The organism is Streptomyces sp. 8P21H-1 (genome assembly GCF_013302945.1).
Map to the genome: position 1 here is coordinate 7,576 of NZ_JABTYA010000263.1, position 15,520 is coordinate 23,095.

Here is a 15,520-nt window from a genome sequence, read left to right on the forward strand (position 1 = left end):
GCCCGGTGCCGGTGCCGAAGCCCGGTGCCGGAGCTCGGTCCCGCGCCCCGCTCGGGCACGTGCCCCGCTCGGGCACGTGCCCCGGGGCGTCCCCGCCCGCCCCGGGCGGACGCCTGGCCCGATCGGGCGTAGCGCGCCCGTGCCGGGCGTAAGCCGGCGCGTCCGGGGGACCTGTAGGAGGTTCACCCAGGAGGTTCACCCCCCGTACGGGGTTCGCTCGAAGAGGAGAGAGCCCATGGCCGTAGCCGACGCCGGCACCGGAGCCGCCGGCAGCGCAGCCGTCACCACCGCCGTGCCCGCCCGACTGGACCGGCTGCCCTGGTCGCGCTGGCACTGGACCATCGTGATCGGTCTCGGCACCGTCTGGATCCTGGACGGTCTGGAAGTCACCGTCGTCGGCAACATCGCCGGCCGCCTCTCGGAGTCCGGCAGCGGGCTGCCGATCTCGGCCGCGCAGGTCACCGGCATGGCGGCCGCGCTCTACGTGGCCGGAGCCTGCGCAGGCGCCCTGTTCTTCGGCCGGCTCACGGACATCTTCGGCCGCCGGAAGCTGTTCATGGTCACCCTGGCCGTCTATCTCGCGGCCACCGCCATGACCGCGTTCTCGTTCTCCACCTGGTGGTTCTTCCTCTTCCGCTTCCTCACCGGCTTCGGCATCGGCGGCGAGTACGCGGCCATCAACTCGGCCATCGACGAGCTGATCCCGTCCAAGTACCGCGGCCGCGTCGACCTGATCATCAACGGCAGCTTCTGGCTGGGCGCGATCGCCGGCTCGCTGCTGTCGATCGTCGCGCTGGACACCGACCTGTTCGCGATGAACATCGGCTGGCGGCTGACCTTCCTCCTCGGCGTCGTCCTCGGCCTGGTGATCCTGCTCGTCCGCCGCAACGTCCCCGAGAGCCCGCGGTGGCTGTTCATCCACGGCCATGGCGAGGAGGCGGAACGCCTGGTCGACGAGGCCGAGCGGCAGATCCGGCAGGAGACCGGCCGCGACCTCCCGCCGCACGGCCGGGAGATCACCATCCACCAGCGCAAGAGCATCGGCTTCCTGGAGATCGGCCGCACGGTCTTCTCGACGTACCGCAGGCGCGCCGTGCTCGGCCTGTCCCTCTTCGTCGGACAGGCGTTCCTCTACAACGCGATCACCTTCGGCTTCGGCGCGATCCTCACCAAGTTCTTCGACGTCCCGACGGGAAAGACCGGCTACTACTTCGCCGTCATCGCGGTCGGCAACTTCTTCGGCCCGCTGCTCCTCGGCAAGTTCTTCGACACCGTGGGCCGCCGCATCATGATCTCGTCCACGTACATCCTCTCCGGCATCCTGCTCTTCGGCACGGCCTGGCTCTTCGACCAGGGCTCACTGACCGCGACCACGCTGACCGCCTGCTGGTGCGTGGTCCTCTTCTTCGCGTCGGCGGGCGCGAGCAGCGCGTACCTGACGGTCTCCGAGATCTTCCCGATGGAGACCCGCGCGATGGCCATCGCCTTCTTCTACGCCATCGGCACCGCGGCGGGCGGCATCAGCGGCCCGCTGATCTTCGCCGAGCTGACGGAGACGGGCGTCGTCGGCGACACGGTCCTCGCCTTCCAGATCGGCGCGGCCCTGATGTGCGCGGCGGGCCTGGTCGCGGCGGCACTCGCGGTCAAGGCGGAGGGCCGCTCCCTGGAGGACATCGCCACTCCGCTGTCGGCGGCCGACGCACCGGCACCGGGGACGGGGAAGGGCGCGAAGACCTAGACCCACCGGGCCCGAACTGAGTACGCGTACTCTGTCGGCCCTCCCGTACGACAGGGGAACCTTCGTTCCCATGACCGAGAAGCTGCTGGGCCCGCTGTCGAAGCGCCCTTGGACGGAACGCTGGCTGACCCGCCTGCTGGGTGCCGCCCTCTCCTCGGCGGCGTACCTCCTCTGCCTCCCCTGGGAGCTGCGCGAGCACCCCGGGCCGGCGGGTCCGGGCGACCAGGCCGATCCGGTCGCCCCGGTCGTTCCGGCAGCGGACGCGACCCCGGTGACCGCCTCCGAGGCCGCCGCCCTGGCCGTGTGCCTGCTCCTCCTGGCCGCGTACTTCGGCCGCCGTGACGCCCTCGCCTGGCCCCTGCTGCTGGTGGCGGCGCCTCCGGCCACGCTCATGTACGTCTCGTTCCACACGCACCGCGGGCCGTCCGACATGTCGGAGAGCCCCTGGTCCCTGACCTGGGCCTCCGCCACGCTCGCCATCGCGGCGGGCGTACTCGTCGCGACGTCCGTGGCCCGGCGTTTCCGGCAGGACACGGAGGAGTCGCTGGACGGCCTGGTCACCGCCCGCAGGCAGCCCGCCCCCTGCCGGACGCGGGGCTGAACGTCAGGCGCCCGTCGTGGAGCCGGGCCGCACGATCATCAGGACGGTGACGGTGGCCCACAGCAGATTGAAGAGACCGGTGAACATGGCGAGCCGGACGGTGAGACGGGCACTCGCGGCGCCTTCGGTGGACGTGGACGTGGACGTGGATGTGGACGCAGACGCGGAGGCGGCGGCCGTCGCGGCGGTCTCCGGAGCCGCCACCGGCACCGTCGCGGCGGCCTTCACGGCACCACCCGCCTCCACCGCTTCGAGCAGCTCCTCCTGACGCGGCAGCACCAGCGCCAGCAGGACGGCCGCCGCGATCCCGGTGAGCACCATCGACACGACCAGCCAGGCGTCGTCGAGCACACCCATGCTCAGAGCCGTGGCCATCCCGAGCACGGGAACGGCGATGCCCACGGCCGCGTACACCCGGCAGATCCGGTGCAGCAGCCGCAGGGTCTCCGCCGCCCGGGGATCACCGGGCTCGGCGAGAGCCCGCCGCGCGCTGGGCGGGAACATGCTGGCCGCGACGGTGACGGGCCCGACGGCGACGATCGCGACGAGGACGTGGAGGGAGAGGAGGAACTTGGTCACGAGGGGACGGTAGGCGGCGTACCAGATCACCCGGAAGTGGCAAGACTGCCACCCTTCAACGGATTCCCGCCAGAGCCGTGAGCCTGCTATTCCCCGCCACCCCAGCCGTCCCCCTCCTTGGCGAAAAGCCGTTGCCCACCTACGATCCCGCCATGCACACCGTGGCCGTACTGGCGCTCGACCAGGTCATCCCGTTCGACCTGTCCGTCCCCGTCGACACCTTCAACTGGGCGCGGCTGCCCGACGGCCGTACGCCCTACCGGATCAAGGTCTGCTCGGTGGCCGGGGAGGTGGACGCCGGAGCGTTCGCCGTGCGGGCGCCGCACGGCCTGGAGGCGCTGGCCGAGGCGGACACGATCATCCTGCCGGGCACCACCGACCCGACCCGGCCGCTGCCGCCGGGAGTGGCCGGGGCCCTGCGCGAGGCGGCGGCGAACGGTACGCGCATCGCCTCGATCTGTGTCGGCGCGTTCCTCTTCGCCGCCACCGGACTCCTGGACGGACAGCGGGCGACGACCCACTGGAACGCGGCGGCCGACCTGGCGGCCCTGCACCCGGCGGTGACGGTCGACCCCGACGTCCTCTACGTCGACAACGGCCAGTTCCTCACCTCGGCGGGCGCCGCCGCGGCGCTGGACATGTGCCTGCACATGATCCGCAGCGACTACGGCTCGGCGGTCGCCGCCCACGCGGCCCGGATGTCCGTCATGCCCCTCGAACGGGAGGGCGGACAGGCGCAGTTCATCGTCCACGACCGGCCCCCGGCCCCGGCCGGTACGACGATGGAGCCCCTGCTGACCTGGATGGAGGAGAACGCCGGCCGCGACCTGACGCTGGACGACCTCGCCACCAGGGCGGGCACCAGCGCCCGTACGCTCAACCGCCGCTTCCGCGAGCAGACCGGCACGACGCCCCTGCGGTGGCTGCACCTGGCACGGGTGCGCAAGGCCCAGCACCTGCTGGAGAGCACGTCCCACCCGGTGGAACGCATCGCCGCCCAGACCGGCTTCGGCTCCCCGACCGCGTTCCGCGACCACTTCAAGAGGGTGGTGGGAACGAGCCCGCAGGCATACCGGCGGGCGTTCCGGCGGGCACCGGTGGGCCAGGGATCGTGACCTTCGGCGCGGCGGCGCCGGGTACGCTCCCGGTCACCCGCCCAGTCCCCGGACGGCGCCCGGCACCACCTCGCCCGACACCGGCAGTCCCAGCCCCGCCACGGCCCGCGCGACCAGCCGGGCCATCTCGACGGCGCCCCGCTCCTGGAAGTGGGTGTTGTCCTGGACCCCGTCGGGGAAGTTCGGGTACTGCCCCGCGTTCAGCCACAGGAAGATCCCCTTGGACGCCTCGACGCCGATCCCGTCGAGGTAGGCCCGGCTGGCCGCCGCCAGGTCGACCAGCGGAGCCCTCTCCTCCGCCGCGACGGCCTTCGCGGCGTCCACGTACGCGGGGAAGGAGACGTTGAACTTCCCGGTGGCCGCGTTGTAGGAGCGCCGCGAGACGGGCGTCACGACGACCGGCGTCGCACCCCGCGCCCGCGTCGCCCGGATGTAGTCGTTGCGGAGGTACTCCTTGTAGTCGGCGGGGGAGGTGTACCGCTCAGCGTTGCCCACGGTGGCGTCGTTGTGCCCGAACTGCACGAACAGGTAGTCACCGGCCCGGATCACCTGATGGATCGCGGCCAGCCGCCCCTGCTCGATGAAGGAACGCGAGCTGCGCCCGCCGATGGCGTGGTTGGCGACGGTGACGTTCGAGGTGAAGTACGAGGCCAGCTTCTGCCCCCAGCCGGCCTCGGGGTAGTAGCGGGAGCCGTACGTCTGAGCGGTGGAGTCACTGGCGATGTAGACGGTGCCGGCCGCCACGGCAGCGCCGCCACCGGTGGTACCGGCGGTGGCGGCTGCGGCGGCACCGGGCAACCCCAGGGCACCGAGGACCCCGGCACCGGCCGCACCCGCGGCACCGCCCAGAAACCGTCTGCGACTGGAGACATTACTGTTACGGCTCATCAGGCCATCCCTGCACAGGAGTTGAGGATCGGTCGGAGAGCGGTGGCAGCCGCGGGACGAAAGGTTGCCGGGCGGTGCGGGACGGGGCGCGGAGCGGTCGCCCCGCTCCACGACACCCCTCCCGCGTCTCACTGACGCGTGTCGGCCAGCCAGGTGCGCCAGACGAGCCGGCTGTTGGGCACCTCGGGCCGGTCGAGCATCCACAGCACGTACCCGGCGTGCAACCGGGCCCACGGGTTCTCCGAGCGCCGGGCCGCTTCGAGCCGTACCCGCAGCGACTGCCCGTCGACGCCGTCGACGACCCGGGCGACGCGCACGTACTCACGGTCCTTGCACCGGTAGGCACGCCGCACGACGAGCTCCACCAGGTCGATCAGCTTGCCCCGGACCACCGGATCCCGCCCGGCAGCGTCCACGGCCAGCTCCCGGATCAGCCCTTCCTTCGTCCCCCACGCCTTCGCGTGACGGGTCCACTCCTCGGGATACCGGGCCTCCCACTCCAGGAAGAGCAGCGAGTAGGGCAGCCCCGGCCAGGAGAGAAGATCCTCGTAGTCGTAGTCGCCCCACACCCCGTCGGGCAGCGAACGACCGCGGACCCGCAGGTACTCCTCCTGGGCCGCCCGCAGCGCCGGAACCTCGTAGGGCCGCTCGGCCCCCTGCTCCTGCACCGCCACCAGCACCCTGTTGAACTCGTCCAGGGCCTCCTCCGTCGCCTTCCTGGCGGAGACCAGCCGATCCAGCGCGACGGCCCGCTCGGCCGGGTCCTTCGAGATCAGTCCGTACGCCCAGGCCAGCCGCTCGTCCCACGTCCGGGCGTCGTCCATGTCCGCCCCGTACCTGTTCTCATGCCCCATGGGACAGATCATCCCCGAGCACACGGAGCGGCACCCCTTCGGACACCTGTACAAGAAGGAAACGAAAACGCCCCCGCCTCGCTCCAGAGGACCTCTCAACAAGCCGGTCCTGCCCACCCACCCGCTCACTCACCCACGCGAGGCCGCCAAGCCATCCCGGCGTGCAGGCGAGACGAGCCCGCGCCCCCAAGCCCCGGCCCCCTCCCCGACCAATCCGCACAGGCCCCACCTCGGCCCCCGCTTTTCGGGGGTCGCCCGCTCGCTTCCACCCCGTGCCGGAGCGGGTCGGGTCAAGGGTGGAGCGCAGCGAAATCGCCGCAGGCGACGGCCGAAGGCCGCCCTTTACGCGACCCGCGGAGACACGACACTGGCCAGGAAGCGGGCGGCCTTACGGCGCCTCCTGCAACGAGGTCCACCTACACCGCCTTGGACACGGAGGAAGTCCTCAGCCCTGCAACGCCCGTATGAATGCTCGCCAAGCATGAGCCTGGACAGTCACAAGTGGTCCGTCTTCACGCTTGGAGTCGCGCACATGCAAGCGGCCATCAGCGCGGGCGCACTCAACGCACTCAGTGCCACTCCCACCGCTGTACGAGGACTTGAACCAGCGGAGCTCGGGCCGTACGTCCATCAAGACTCCTCGCTTATACGGCGGATCAGCGCCATGGAGCCCACAAGATCGAGAGCTTGAGCGCGAAGGTACTGGAACGCCAACCTATAGCGCTCCAGCTCTTCCGGTTTCTCCATGAAGAGCCCGCCTCCAAGGACGTCCACGTATACGACGTCCAGCTCGGGAGTCTGTCCCCCCAGGACGATGAAGCTCCCCACGGCTGCGGCGTGAGCTCCAGTTGAGAACGGTAGGACTTGGACGGTCACGTGGGGGAGTTCCGACGTAGAGACAAGGTGCCGCAGCTGTTCGCGCATCACTGTCTGCCCACCCACGCTGCGCCGGATCGCGGCCTCGTCGATCACGCACCAGATGTGGGGAGGGTCCTTGCGCTGCAGGAGCTCCTGTCGCTTCATCCGGATATCCACCATGTGCTGCACCTCCCGCTCGGCGCACCGCATTTCCGAAGCTCGGTGCACGGCTTCGGCGTAGGCGCGCGTCTGAAGGAGTCCTGGGATGTACATGCAGGCGTAGTGGTCCTCCCGCACCACTTCGTCCTCAAGTGTGAGCATGAGGTTCATCGACTCTGGGATGGGATCGGCGAGCGACCGCCACCAGCCCTGGATCCTGGCACCCTTCGCTAGATCGACCAGAGCGAGACGTTCTTCATCCGAGGCTGCGTACTCGCGACAGAGAGCGTCCACCGCTGGCCACTTGACCGTTCCCTCCTTGGTCTCGTAGCGACTCAGAGTCGCCTTCGAAATGCCGACGCGTGCTCCCGCTTCTTCAAGCGTCAACCCTTTGAGTTCGCGGAGACGACGCAGGTCAGCACCCAACTGACGCCTGCGAGTGGTAGGTCCGACTGCCATGTGGGAGACCCTTCGTGTCGATATGCCAGATCGTCGAGGTTCCTGAACATCGACGGCAAGGTGGCATGCGCCGGGGGCGCGCGAATGGGGGTCGTGCTCCCAGGAGCACGTGATGAGAGTTCCATTTTGAGAGTTCCAATGCAACTCTCAGTGTGTAGCCGGTTGCATAAAGCAACGCGACGACACGTCACAGGAGTTGAACGATGGACTGCACCGCCGGTTTGCCCAGGAAGCCGTGGGACTTGCCGTTCGTAGCTGAACCCGAGGAGGTGTCAGGGCTTCGACGGATCCTCAGAACACACCTGGAGCTGTGGGGCCTGCACGAGATCATCGATGCAGCTCAGTTGTGCGTCAGCGAACTCGTCTCCAACGTCATCACGCACGTAGGCGTCGGCACGCCGACGACACTTGCAGTCTCAATGAACGGTCCGTACCTCCGCATCGAAGTTCACGACCCCGACGCGCGAGCCCTCCCCACTCTCCTGAATGCAGGCTCTGAAGCCGAGACCGGACGAGGCGTCGCCCTAATTGACGCCGTTGCCGACCGATGGGGAGTGCAGCCCCTCGCTGATCGGAAGGTGACCTGGTGTGAGCTCAGGACAGAGCTGAACTCTGAGAGTGGACGCCGCGAAGGAGATCGAGTCACCCGAGTGGAGGCGCTGCTTCGCATGTACAGGGATGGCGCAGACGAACTTCCGCATGCAGCCGGCTCCCACAGCATCTTGAGCGTCACCCTCGCAGAGGAAACAGCGATCGGCATGATCGCTGATCTCCTCCATTGGCTTACGGCACAGGGATGTGACGTGGAGGGCGCGTTGGATCGCGCCCAGACGCATTTCGAAGGGAGCACTGTAGAGCGCACCGATTTGCCAGCTTGAGCGGAACGGTGAAGGGCACTGCCGAGCGCGGTAGTTGTTACGCGCTCGGCAGGGCGAAGTAGGGCTCAGGCCACTCAACTGACGCATCAGCATCAGCCTGGGCCACGTGCTGCATGAGAAGCGCTGTCGGGCTTTGAAGGTCTACCTTCGTGGTAATCCCTGTCATCCCAATGGGGACTGATGGGTAGTCGATCCCAAGTAAGCGACATATGTGCTCAAGCTCGCTATTTTGATTGTTTTCCCCAAGGGTTTGGTGTAGGTAGTCGCGAAGGCGGGAGCAGATGTCCAACATTGCTTTTCCGCTATCGCTTATTTGAAACGTCCCACCTTGCAGGCTATCGCTTTCGATAAATCCTATAACGAAGAGTCTTTGTGTCTCCTCCTTCAGGATTTGCGTGCTGATCCCTAGGTCTTTCGAGGCTTTGGACAGGCTTTTGTAATCTTGTTTTCTGATATAGGAGAGGATTGCTAGGGGGTATCCCGGGCGGCCGGATGCCGCGAAACGTGAAACATCTTGAGGAGTGAGTCCGCCAAGAACCACTTGTAATAACAAGTCTTTGGTTATGTCATCTCTCAAGGTTTCATATATTGAGTCCCGGGCGGTAGAGTTATTTGCATCAAAGTCCCCTGGGATCCAGAACACGCGAAGGCGGGAAAGTCTTTCGCGCATCGGAGTATCACGGAATGATCCAGTCACCTCGGCCAGTCGTCTTTTGTTCTGGGTTGAATGGCGGGCTATGTACACAGCGGCGCCGACGTCTCGCTGGGTGAGGAGCGTTCTTATGTCTTTATCTATGCCGTCCCTATCGTGCTTCCAAAGGGTTTGTCCTGATATTATCTTTGACCAATCCTTCTTGAGGTCGCATGAGAAATCGAAAAGCTTCCTACTTCCTTCCTGGTAAGTGAAGAGCCCAGATGTCGCGGCACTCTCCATTATTCTCAGGGCGGAGTTCGAGAGGAAGTCGTGTTCTGGTGACGGCACTTTAGCTCCCAGAGGTGTGTGTCAGGTAATTACTGCCATCCTGGTGAACCAGATCGATGTTTTCCCTGCTAAGTAGGTCTTGTAGATCTTCGTGAGGCTTGCTTGGAAGTAGTATGGCGAGTTTTGGATTAGCGGGATTGATGTGCCGGACGTAGTCCTTGAGTTGCCCTATAGCCATGCGTATTTCCTCGCGACTGCTTTCACCTTTCACGCAGTACAGCACATGCTTGGTGGCGTCGTAGAGATCTGTTTTTAGGGTGGACCTTGTTCCTGCGATCTTGATTTGGTAGGCGAACACCTTATGCTGCCGTTCTTGCAAAAATTTTAGGTACGCGTTCAGGAGCTGTGCTTTTCGATGCTCTGCAATGCTGCTTGGCTGCGCTGAACGCCTGCTTTCGGACGCTCCCTTGCCGGGCGGTTCAATCATCGAGCTAGCAGTAACTGCTGCAGATACCTGCTCGACTTGCGTCGTCGCTGCGGGTGTAATGGCATCCTCGGGAATGTGCTGAACATTCCCCTTCGGTCGCAACCGGAAAACGATAATGAGACGCCGATTACCATCTGGGTCGTCAGCTTCGCGAATTGTGTAGGGCTGCTTAGGATCAACCTCAAACTCGCCAAGGTACCGTTGAAGCTTCGCGGATGATTTGGAATGTGGGTCTTTTCCCGCTGCCATAAATAGGAGCAGCGCCTTCCCTTCGTCGACATGACGAAGGATGGCTTTATTGCGTGAGCCGGCCACCCCCTCGAAGGTTTGATGCCCGACGCGACCTTTGCCGGTGTACTCAAATATGGGGCCCCGGTCGTCCTCCTCTTCCAGCCAGCCGTCCTCGTAGCCGTACTCTTTGCCGCTCGCGTGATCTGTGTAAATTAATATATTTGGCGTCGTTTTGGATATTATTATCCCTTCTTGCACTCCTCCGCCAAAGCGTTCTTTCATCTCAGCTCGTGTCGTGAGCTGCCCGGGTTCTAGGGGAGATTCATTCATGCCTCGACGCTAGCGGATGGTGCTGACATCAGGTCTGAAATCAGCCTGCTGCGATAGCTGAGTACGTCCACACATCAGCCGGGAGCTCGTGCTTCAGCCTCCAGGTGATCGCCATGGGCTTGCTGCCGGTGTGCTCCACGTAGGTGGCTGGTCCCAGCAACATCCAAGGCTGAGACTTGCCGATGTCATTGTTCTTGTAGCGGCGCATGAACAGGAGGACGTGACTGCCCTGCTGTGCGTGCTGTTGGTAGCGCAGACCAGTTCGTGAGTTCTCCGCTGTCGCGTTCTGCGATTCCCAATGAAATAGGGTAGGGCTCAGCGCGTAATCTTTGTAGCGGATGGTGGGGGAGAAGTCCTTCTCGTTCTTGTCCAGGGTGATCAACAATGCGTCGGTCTGAATTTCGTCGACCCATTGGACACCTTGGGCAAAGGACCTGGGCATCTGGCCACCGAAGCGGGCCACACCAAGAGCAGCCAGGATTTCGGAACGGTTGTAGGCGCTGTGTACCTTTAGCGGGATGTGGCGATGGGAACCCGAGAGGGCGATTGGAAAATGGTCTGACCGTTCGATGACGTAGGAAAGTACCTGTCGGAGCTCGTCGCGGAAAACATAGTGAGAGCGCAGCGATTCGAGACCTTGCTGAAAGCTGGTGAAACCTCCGGCGTTGTCCCACAGATTGAAAAAGAGCATCCGGGCATACGTCTGATCGGGAGGAGTTAGAGCTTCGTAGGCGGGTGCATCGTCCGAGAGCAGGCGAAGGTAGGCATCGGCACGCTCGGGGTCGTCGATGTGTAGAAACGCATGAACGCGTTTGAGGAGCGCCGCCTCACCCGCAGGTGCCGGATCTTCGATGAGGTTGGCCTTGCGCAGAACCGCGGTCCAAGAGTTGGCGCCCTTGTAGAGCTCCTTGATCTCCCGGCGACTCTCGCGGAGATACCCCGCGAGTCGCGGTGCGCTGTACGCCTTGGCCTCGGCCGCCAACGTCTTGATGGTAGCGCCCAATTGAGTGCGAATGTTATCGAGGACGAGCTCCTTAGACTTACCCTCCAGGATGATTTGACATCCGGAGGGAAGCTGCGGGAAGTCCCGCTCGATGTGGTCGACGAGTCGGTTTCGCGTGAGGTTCGTCAGAGCTCGGAACTGCTCTTCGAAGCGGAACTCCGCTCGGTGCTGCCCGATGAAGTCCAGCACGGTAAGCACCGGCTTCGTGTCCGTACGGCGTAGACCACGTCCCAACTGCTGCAGAAAGATGGTGGCACTGTTAGTAGGACGCAGGAGCAGGAGGGTGTCGACATCTGGAATATCGAGCCCTTCATTGAACAGGTCGACAGAGAAAATTACTTGCAGCTTACCGTCGCGCAGGTCAGTCAGGGCCTGTGCCCGTACTCCGGAGGGCGATTCGCTGTCGAGTGCGGTGGCCTTGAATCCGGCCTTGCGGAAAACCTCAGCCATGAAACGGGCGTGGGTCTTGGTTACGCAGAAGCCCAAAGCGCGCATAGCTCCTGGGTGGGTGATCTTGTCCCTGACCTGTTTGACCACAATGCGGGCGCGCGCGTGGTCTGCCGTGTAGAGGTTACTAAGATCGCGTTCTGCGTATGTGCCACCGTGCCAACCCAGATGGGTAAGGTCCGTGCCATCCGGGATGCCGAAGTAGTGGAAAGGGCAGAGCAGGTCGTTCTCAAGGGCCTCCCACAGCCGCATCTCTGCTGCGATACGTCCCTCAAAGAACTCATTCTGGACGTTGTGACCGTCCATGCGCTCGGGGGTGGCGGTGAGGCCGAGTAGTTCTTTCGGCTTGAAGTGATCGAGGATTCGGCGGTACGTGATCGCTGTAGCGTGGTGAAACTCATCGATGACGATGATGTCGAAGTGGTCCGGAGCGAGTTCCTCCAATCGCTCGGCCTTTAGGGACTGGACACTGGCAAAAACTTGATTCAAGGTTCGTGGGTCTTTGCCGCCGTAGAGCAGCTCTCCGAAGGATGCGTCATCGAGTACCTCGCGGTACGTACGCAGCGACTGCTGGAGGATTTCCTTGCGGTGGGCCACGAACAGCAACCTTGAGTTTTCACTACCGAGCTTCTTGCGTAGGGATCGGTAGTCCAGGGCCGCCATGACCGTCTTACCCGTGCCAGTGGCCGCGACCAGAAGGTTGCGATGTTGACCCCGGATCTCGCGCTCAATGGTGAGCCGTTCCAACATGTCCTGCTGGTGAGGGAAGGCACGTACCTCAAGCCCAGAAAGATTGATCTTCAAATCCGTGGTGGAACCGGTGCCGCCTGCCTGGGCCAGGGCCCGATCGAGTCGCTCACCGTCATCGTCGGGGTCGTAGGACTCGAAGGCGATGTCGTTCCAGTACGCCTCGAAGGTCGCCTCGAACTTGTCCAGGACCGCAGGGGTCGCCACCGAAGACAGGCGTACGTTCCACTCCAAGCCGTCTAGTAGCGCAGCTTTGGATAGGTTCGAGCTGCCGACGTACGCGGTGTCGAAACCGCTGTTTCGTCGGAACAACCATGCCTTTGCGTGCAGCCGCGTGGATCGGATCTCATAGTTGACCTTCACCTGAGCGCCGAAGTCACGCACAAGGCGGTCGAGAGCGAGTCGATCGGTAGCCCCGATGTAGGTCGTCGTGATGACGCGGATCGGTACCCCCCGCTCCTTAGCACCGCGTAGCGCATCCTCCAGTACACGGATGCCGTACCACTTCACGAACGCGCAAAGCAGGTCAACGCGGTCCGAGGTGGCCAACTCGGCTCGCAGTTCTGCGCCCAGACTCGGGTCATCCGAGGCGTTGGTGATGAGAGACGTCTCAGAGAGGGGAGTAAGTGGACGGAGGGCGTAGACGCCTGGCGCTTCCTGCTCTGCCAGAGTCAGCAACTGGCGTGGACCGTCGACGATCGTGCTGACGGCTTCGTCCAGGTCTGGCGCAGTCTCAGCGAGCGACGTCAGGATCTGGTTCGCGGCGGCGACCTGTTGGTCGTAGGGCAGCCGACTCAACCTGCGTTCGACGGCTTCAGCGACGTGACGAGCAAGTACGTGCGGGGACGATTCCACGCTGACTTCCTCGTGGACGGCTTTCCAACCCGTAGCCTCAAGCTGCTCTATCTGACCGCGCAAGTTCTGCGTAATGAGCTGCTCGTAGACACCTGCTACGGGCTGTGCCACATCCCCCGGCTCCGCCACCTCGTGCCCCTTCGATTACCACGCTGATGCTGCTCTGTCTCAAGAGCAGTTCTAACAGCAGCCGCTGACAGGCGGGTACGAACACCGCGGTCAGTACGAGCTTGGCTGTGTTGACAGAGGCGGCCTTAGCCGGGCTGTTCGGGTTGGGCTCCGAAGATGCAGTGACGCGACATTCAGTCCAGGGACGCCAACGCACCTGCTATGAGAGCGCGTGCAGCCGCTCCCCTCACGGCCTCCTGCGACAGCCGTTCAAAGGCACGGCAGTACACCTCCACCTAGACCGCTTCGAAAGCGGCGGAGCACGGCTTCACAGCTTCCGGGTCCGCCACGATTTCGTCTTCCACCACCACTCCGTCGCCCGAGAAGTGGTGCACCCGGAGCAGGGTGCCGTCGAAGAGCCAGAAGTCGTTGCCCGGCAGGGCGATGTCCGTGGCCCGTCGCCGTGGCAACCACCGCACCTCCTCGCCCGCCGTGACGTTGGCGCGGGTGACGTGGTGCTCCCAGCGGATGCAGTCCGATACGGGTTCGGAGACCACCCGGGCCCGGCGGATCGCCACGCCCCGGGCCACGGTGTCCGTGATCAACTGATCGTAGGAGTGCCACCAGGACGCGCGATCCTCCCAGTCGATCCGCTCGCCCCGCCTCCACGCCTCGAAGCGGTCCGTCGGGGCGTAGGAGTCACGCAGTTCCAGATGAACGGCCGATCGCTTGCACCGGCCGAGCAGTTCAGCGAAGCCAGGCACGCTCGACGGCATCACACGCCTCCCCGATCATCGGGACCACCCGTGCCGGAATCCGCACGAGGCTTCGCTGCCGAACCGGTGGGTGATCGACCGACCCGTTTTCAGGCGGCGCCCCCATGGCACTCCCCGTACGTCCGCCCCGACCCGCACCAGCAAGACGCCGCCCGCTCCGGCGGCCAGGCCACCGCGCGGCCCCGGGCCGCCAGGGTCGTCGCGTACTGCGGGAGCAGGGACGCGTCGCCCGGGGACGCGGCCTCCGAGGCCGCGAACGCCTCGTACGACGGGACCGTGCCCGTCACGATGCCCAGGTTCGGGGTGCCCGAGGCGGCCAGTTCCCGCAGGGAGCCCTCTATCGTCGCGAGGTGCTCCTCGTGGGACGGGTACTCCGTCGACAGGGACGGGTACGCCGCCAGGAGTTCGGTGAGTTCGGGGGCCGGCCAGTGCAGGACCGCCACCGGGAACGGGCGGGACAGGGCCTCCCGGTGCGTGCCCAGTTCGGCGCGCAGGCGCCAGATCTCCGCCTCCAGCTCCGCCGGGTTGTCGGAGCCCAGGGACCACACGCGCTTCGGGTCGTGCAGCTCGTCCAGGGAGACCGGGGAGGAGTGCAGCGTGTCCGCGAGCCGGTCCCAGTCGTCATGGGCCAGGCCCAGCATGCGGCGTACGCGGTGACGGCCGAAGAGGAGGGAGTGGGTAGCGTACGGCGGCTCCTGGACGTCGGTCAGGAGGTGGACCGCCGCCTCCGTGAACGTCTCCTGCGCGGCCTCCAGTTCGTCGTGGGACTCCAGGGACTCGGCGACGATCACCCAGGGGGCCGGGTCGCGCGGGGCCGCCGCGCGGACGCCCTCGATGATGGCCCTGGCCTCCGCCTCGTGGCCGTACTCCCAGAGGTTGGCCGCCTTCAGGGCCCGTACCAGGAACGGGCTCTCCAGCGAGGTCGTGCCGGAGAGCAGGCGGTCGTAGAGGGAGGTGGCTCGCGGGCGGTCGTCGGCCAGTTCGAGGTGGGCCGCAGCCTGCAGGAGCAGGTGTTCGGCGTCCTCGGGGTACAGGCCGGCTGTCCGCTCCAGGCGTGCTGCTTCGGCGTTGTGGTCGACGTACTCGGCAGACGTGTCGGGGCGCATGGGTGACACGGTACTGCCGTCGGCCGACAGAGGTGAGGTACGTGCAGGCCAGGGGTGCGATCGAGGGAGCGGCTCCGCGCGGCGGCGGCCCGCGGGGCCCGTCCGTGCCGACCGGTCCGCGTCCTGCGGGGGCAGCCGTTCGACGGGTCCGTCCTGTATAACGGCAGGAGGCCGCAGGGCCGGAAGGGCCAGTGGGGAGGGGGCAGGCGATGACACGGAGCTGGGCGCAGGTCAAGCCCGCCGTCCTGCTGCTCGTCCTCGTCCTCCAGGTGGCGCTCCTCGACACGGGCAGCCTCTCCGGTGCCGTCGCCGTCACGTTCGCGGCCACCGCCGCGGCCGGGGCCGCGCTCGCCGCCTGCTCCGTGATCGCCTCGCGGCT

The 15,520-nt window shown here is 65.5% G+C and carries 14 protein-coding genes and 1 pseudogene; 4 read left to right on the forward strand and 11 right to left on the reverse strand.

Features of this window, described 5'->3' with window-relative positions; all coding sequences use genetic code 11:
• The first annotated feature begins 235 nt into the window (after positions 1-235).
• The gene (locus HO151_RS05345; RefSeq protein ID WP_173894948.1) at positions 236-1,738 is read left to right on the forward strand and encodes an MFS transporter; all 1,503 of its coding nucleotides are present in this window, start codon (positions 236-238) and stop codon (positions 1,736-1,738) included.
• Between the two features lie 70 nt (positions 1,739-1,808).
• A complete protein-coding gene (locus HO151_RS05350; RefSeq protein ID WP_173894949.1) occupies positions 1,809-2,339 on the forward strand; it encodes a hypothetical protein in 531 nt (176 codons plus the stop codon).
• Positions 2,340-2,342: 3 nt separating this feature from the next.
• Here HO151_RS05350 and HO151_RS05355 read toward each other — a convergent pair whose 3' ends face one another.
• Positions 2,343-2,918 (reverse strand): protease, encoded by a 576-nt coding sequence (locus tag HO151_RS05355; protein WP_173894950.1) that lies wholly within the window; start codon positions 2,916-2,918, stop codon positions 2,343-2,345.
• Positions 2,919-3,070: 152 nt separating this feature from the next.
• On the opposite strand from HO151_RS05355, the gene HO151_RS05360 reads away from it, so the two are divergent.
• Positions 3,071-4,033: a GlxA family transcriptional regulator gene (locus tag HO151_RS05360; RefSeq protein WP_173894963.1), complete on the forward strand. Its 963-nt coding sequence runs from the start codon at positions 3,071-3,073 to the stop codon at positions 4,031-4,033.
• Positions 4,034-4,066: 33 nt separating this feature from the next.
• On the opposite strand, the gene HO151_RS05365 is transcribed toward HO151_RS05360, so the two are convergent.
• The 4 genes from HO151_RS05365 to HO151_RS05380 form a co-directional block, all read right to left on the reverse strand.
• Positions 4,067-4,921, reverse strand: coding sequence for a rhamnogalacturonan acetylesterase (locus tag HO151_RS05365; protein WP_173894951.1), 855 nt, complete (start codon positions 4,919-4,921; stop codon positions 4,067-4,069).
• Between the two features lie 128 nt (positions 4,922-5,049).
• Positions 5,050-5,775 carry a hypothetical protein gene (locus HO151_RS05370; RefSeq protein WP_173894952.1) on the reverse strand — a complete coding sequence of 242 codons (726 nt, stop codon included), beginning with the start codon at positions 5,773-5,775 and terminating at the stop codon, positions 5,050-5,052.
• A gap of 445 nt (positions 5,776-6,220) precedes the next feature.
• Positions 6,221-6,406, reverse strand: a complete 186-nt coding sequence (locus tag HO151_RS05375; RefSeq protein ID WP_173894953.1) for a DUF397 domain-containing protein — start codon at positions 6,404-6,406, stop codon at positions 6,221-6,223.
• On the reverse strand, positions 6,406-7,251 hold the full coding sequence (locus HO151_RS05380) for a helix-turn-helix transcriptional regulator (RefSeq protein WP_173894954.1): 846 nt from the start codon (positions 7,249-7,251) through the stop codon (positions 6,406-6,408). Before HO151_RS05380 ends, HO151_RS05375 begins: the two co-directional genes overlap by 1 nt.
• A 203-nt stretch (positions 7,252-7,454) precedes the next feature.
• Here HO151_RS05380 and HO151_RS05385 point away from each other — a divergent pair, with 203 nt between their 5' ends.
• Complete coding sequence (locus tag HO151_RS05385) at positions 7,455-8,129, forward strand: ATP-binding protein (RefSeq protein ID WP_173894955.1); 675 nt, start codon at positions 7,455-7,457, stop codon at positions 8,127-8,129.
• A gap of 37 nt (positions 8,130-8,166) precedes the next feature.
• Here the strand turns inward: HO151_RS05385 and HO151_RS05390 are convergent, their stop codons facing one another.
• From HO151_RS05390 to HO151_RS05410, 6 genes and pseudogenes are all read right to left on the reverse strand, one after another.
• Complete coding sequence (locus tag HO151_RS05390) at positions 8,167-9,111, reverse strand: hypothetical protein (protein WP_173894956.1); 945 nt, start codon at positions 9,109-9,111, stop codon at positions 8,167-8,169.
• Between the two features lies 1 nt (position 9,112).
• Positions 9,113-10,051 carry a hypothetical protein gene (locus HO151_RS05395; protein ID WP_173894957.1) on the reverse strand — a complete coding sequence of 313 codons (939 nt, stop codon included), beginning with the start codon at positions 10,049-10,051 and terminating at the stop codon, positions 9,113-9,115.
• Positions 10,052-10,139: 88 nt separating this feature from the next.
• Entirely contained in the window at positions 10,140-13,280 is a 3,141-nt protein-coding gene (locus tag HO151_RS05400) for a DEAD/DEAH box helicase (protein WP_173894958.1), read from the reverse strand.
• A 173-nt stretch (positions 13,281-13,453) separates the two neighbouring features.
• A pseudogene (locus HO151_RS07455) lies at positions 13,454-13,555 on the reverse strand (DNA-binding protein); the annotation flags it as partial.
• The gene (locus HO151_RS05405) at positions 13,556-14,035 is read right to left on the reverse strand and encodes a DUF6879 family protein (protein ID WP_173894959.1); all 480 of its coding nucleotides are present in this window, start codon (positions 14,033-14,035) and stop codon (positions 13,556-13,558) included. It lies immediately after the preceding pseudogene.
• 89 nt (positions 14,036-14,124) lie between these two features.
• Positions 14,125-15,141, reverse strand: coding sequence for an SEC-C metal-binding domain-containing protein (locus HO151_RS05410; RefSeq protein ID WP_173894960.1), 1,017 nt, complete (start codon positions 15,139-15,141; stop codon positions 14,125-14,127).
• Positions 15,142-15,520: the final 379 nt, after the last annotated feature.

Coding starts and splice junctions, on each gene's coding strand:
- HO151_RS05345 (WP_173894948.1), top strand. CDS start 236: ATGGCCGTAGCCGACGCCGGCACCGGAGCCGCCGGCAGCGCAGCCGTC.
- HO151_RS05350 (WP_173894949.1), top strand. CDS start 1,809: ATGACCGAGAAGCTGCTGGGCCCGCTGTCGAAGCGCCCTTGGACGGAA.
- HO151_RS05360 (WP_173894963.1), top strand. CDS start 3,071: ATGCACACCGTGGCCGTACTGGCGCTCGACCAGGTCATCCCGTTCGAC.
- HO151_RS05365 (WP_173894951.1), bottom strand. CDS start 4,921: ATGAGCCGTAACAGTAATGTCTCCAGTCGCAGACGGTTTCTGGGCGGT.
- HO151_RS05370 (WP_173894952.1), bottom strand. CDS start 5,775: ATGGGGCATGAGAACAGGTACGGGGCGGACATGGACGACGCCCGGACG.
- HO151_RS05375 (WP_173894953.1), bottom strand. CDS start 6,406: ATGGACGTACGGCCCGAGCTCCGCTGGTTCAAGTCCTCGTACAGCGGT.
- HO151_RS05380 (WP_173894954.1), bottom strand. CDS start 7,251: ATGGCAGTCGGACCTACCACTCGCAGGCGTCAGTTGGGTGCTGACCTG.
- HO151_RS05385 (WP_173894955.1), top strand. CDS start 7,455: ATGGACTGCACCGCCGGTTTGCCCAGGAAGCCGTGGGACTTGCCGTTC.
- HO151_RS05395 (WP_173894957.1), bottom strand. CDS start 10,051: ATGAAAGAACGCTTTGGCGGAGGAGTGCAAGAAGGGATAATAATATCC.
- HO151_RS05405 (WP_173894959.1), bottom strand. CDS start 14,035: ATGCCGTCGAGCGTGCCTGGCTTCGCTGAACTGCTCGGCCGGTGCAAG.
- HO151_RS05410 (WP_173894960.1), bottom strand. CDS start 15,141: ATGCGCCCCGACACGTCTGCCGAGTACGTCGACCACAACGCCGAAGCA.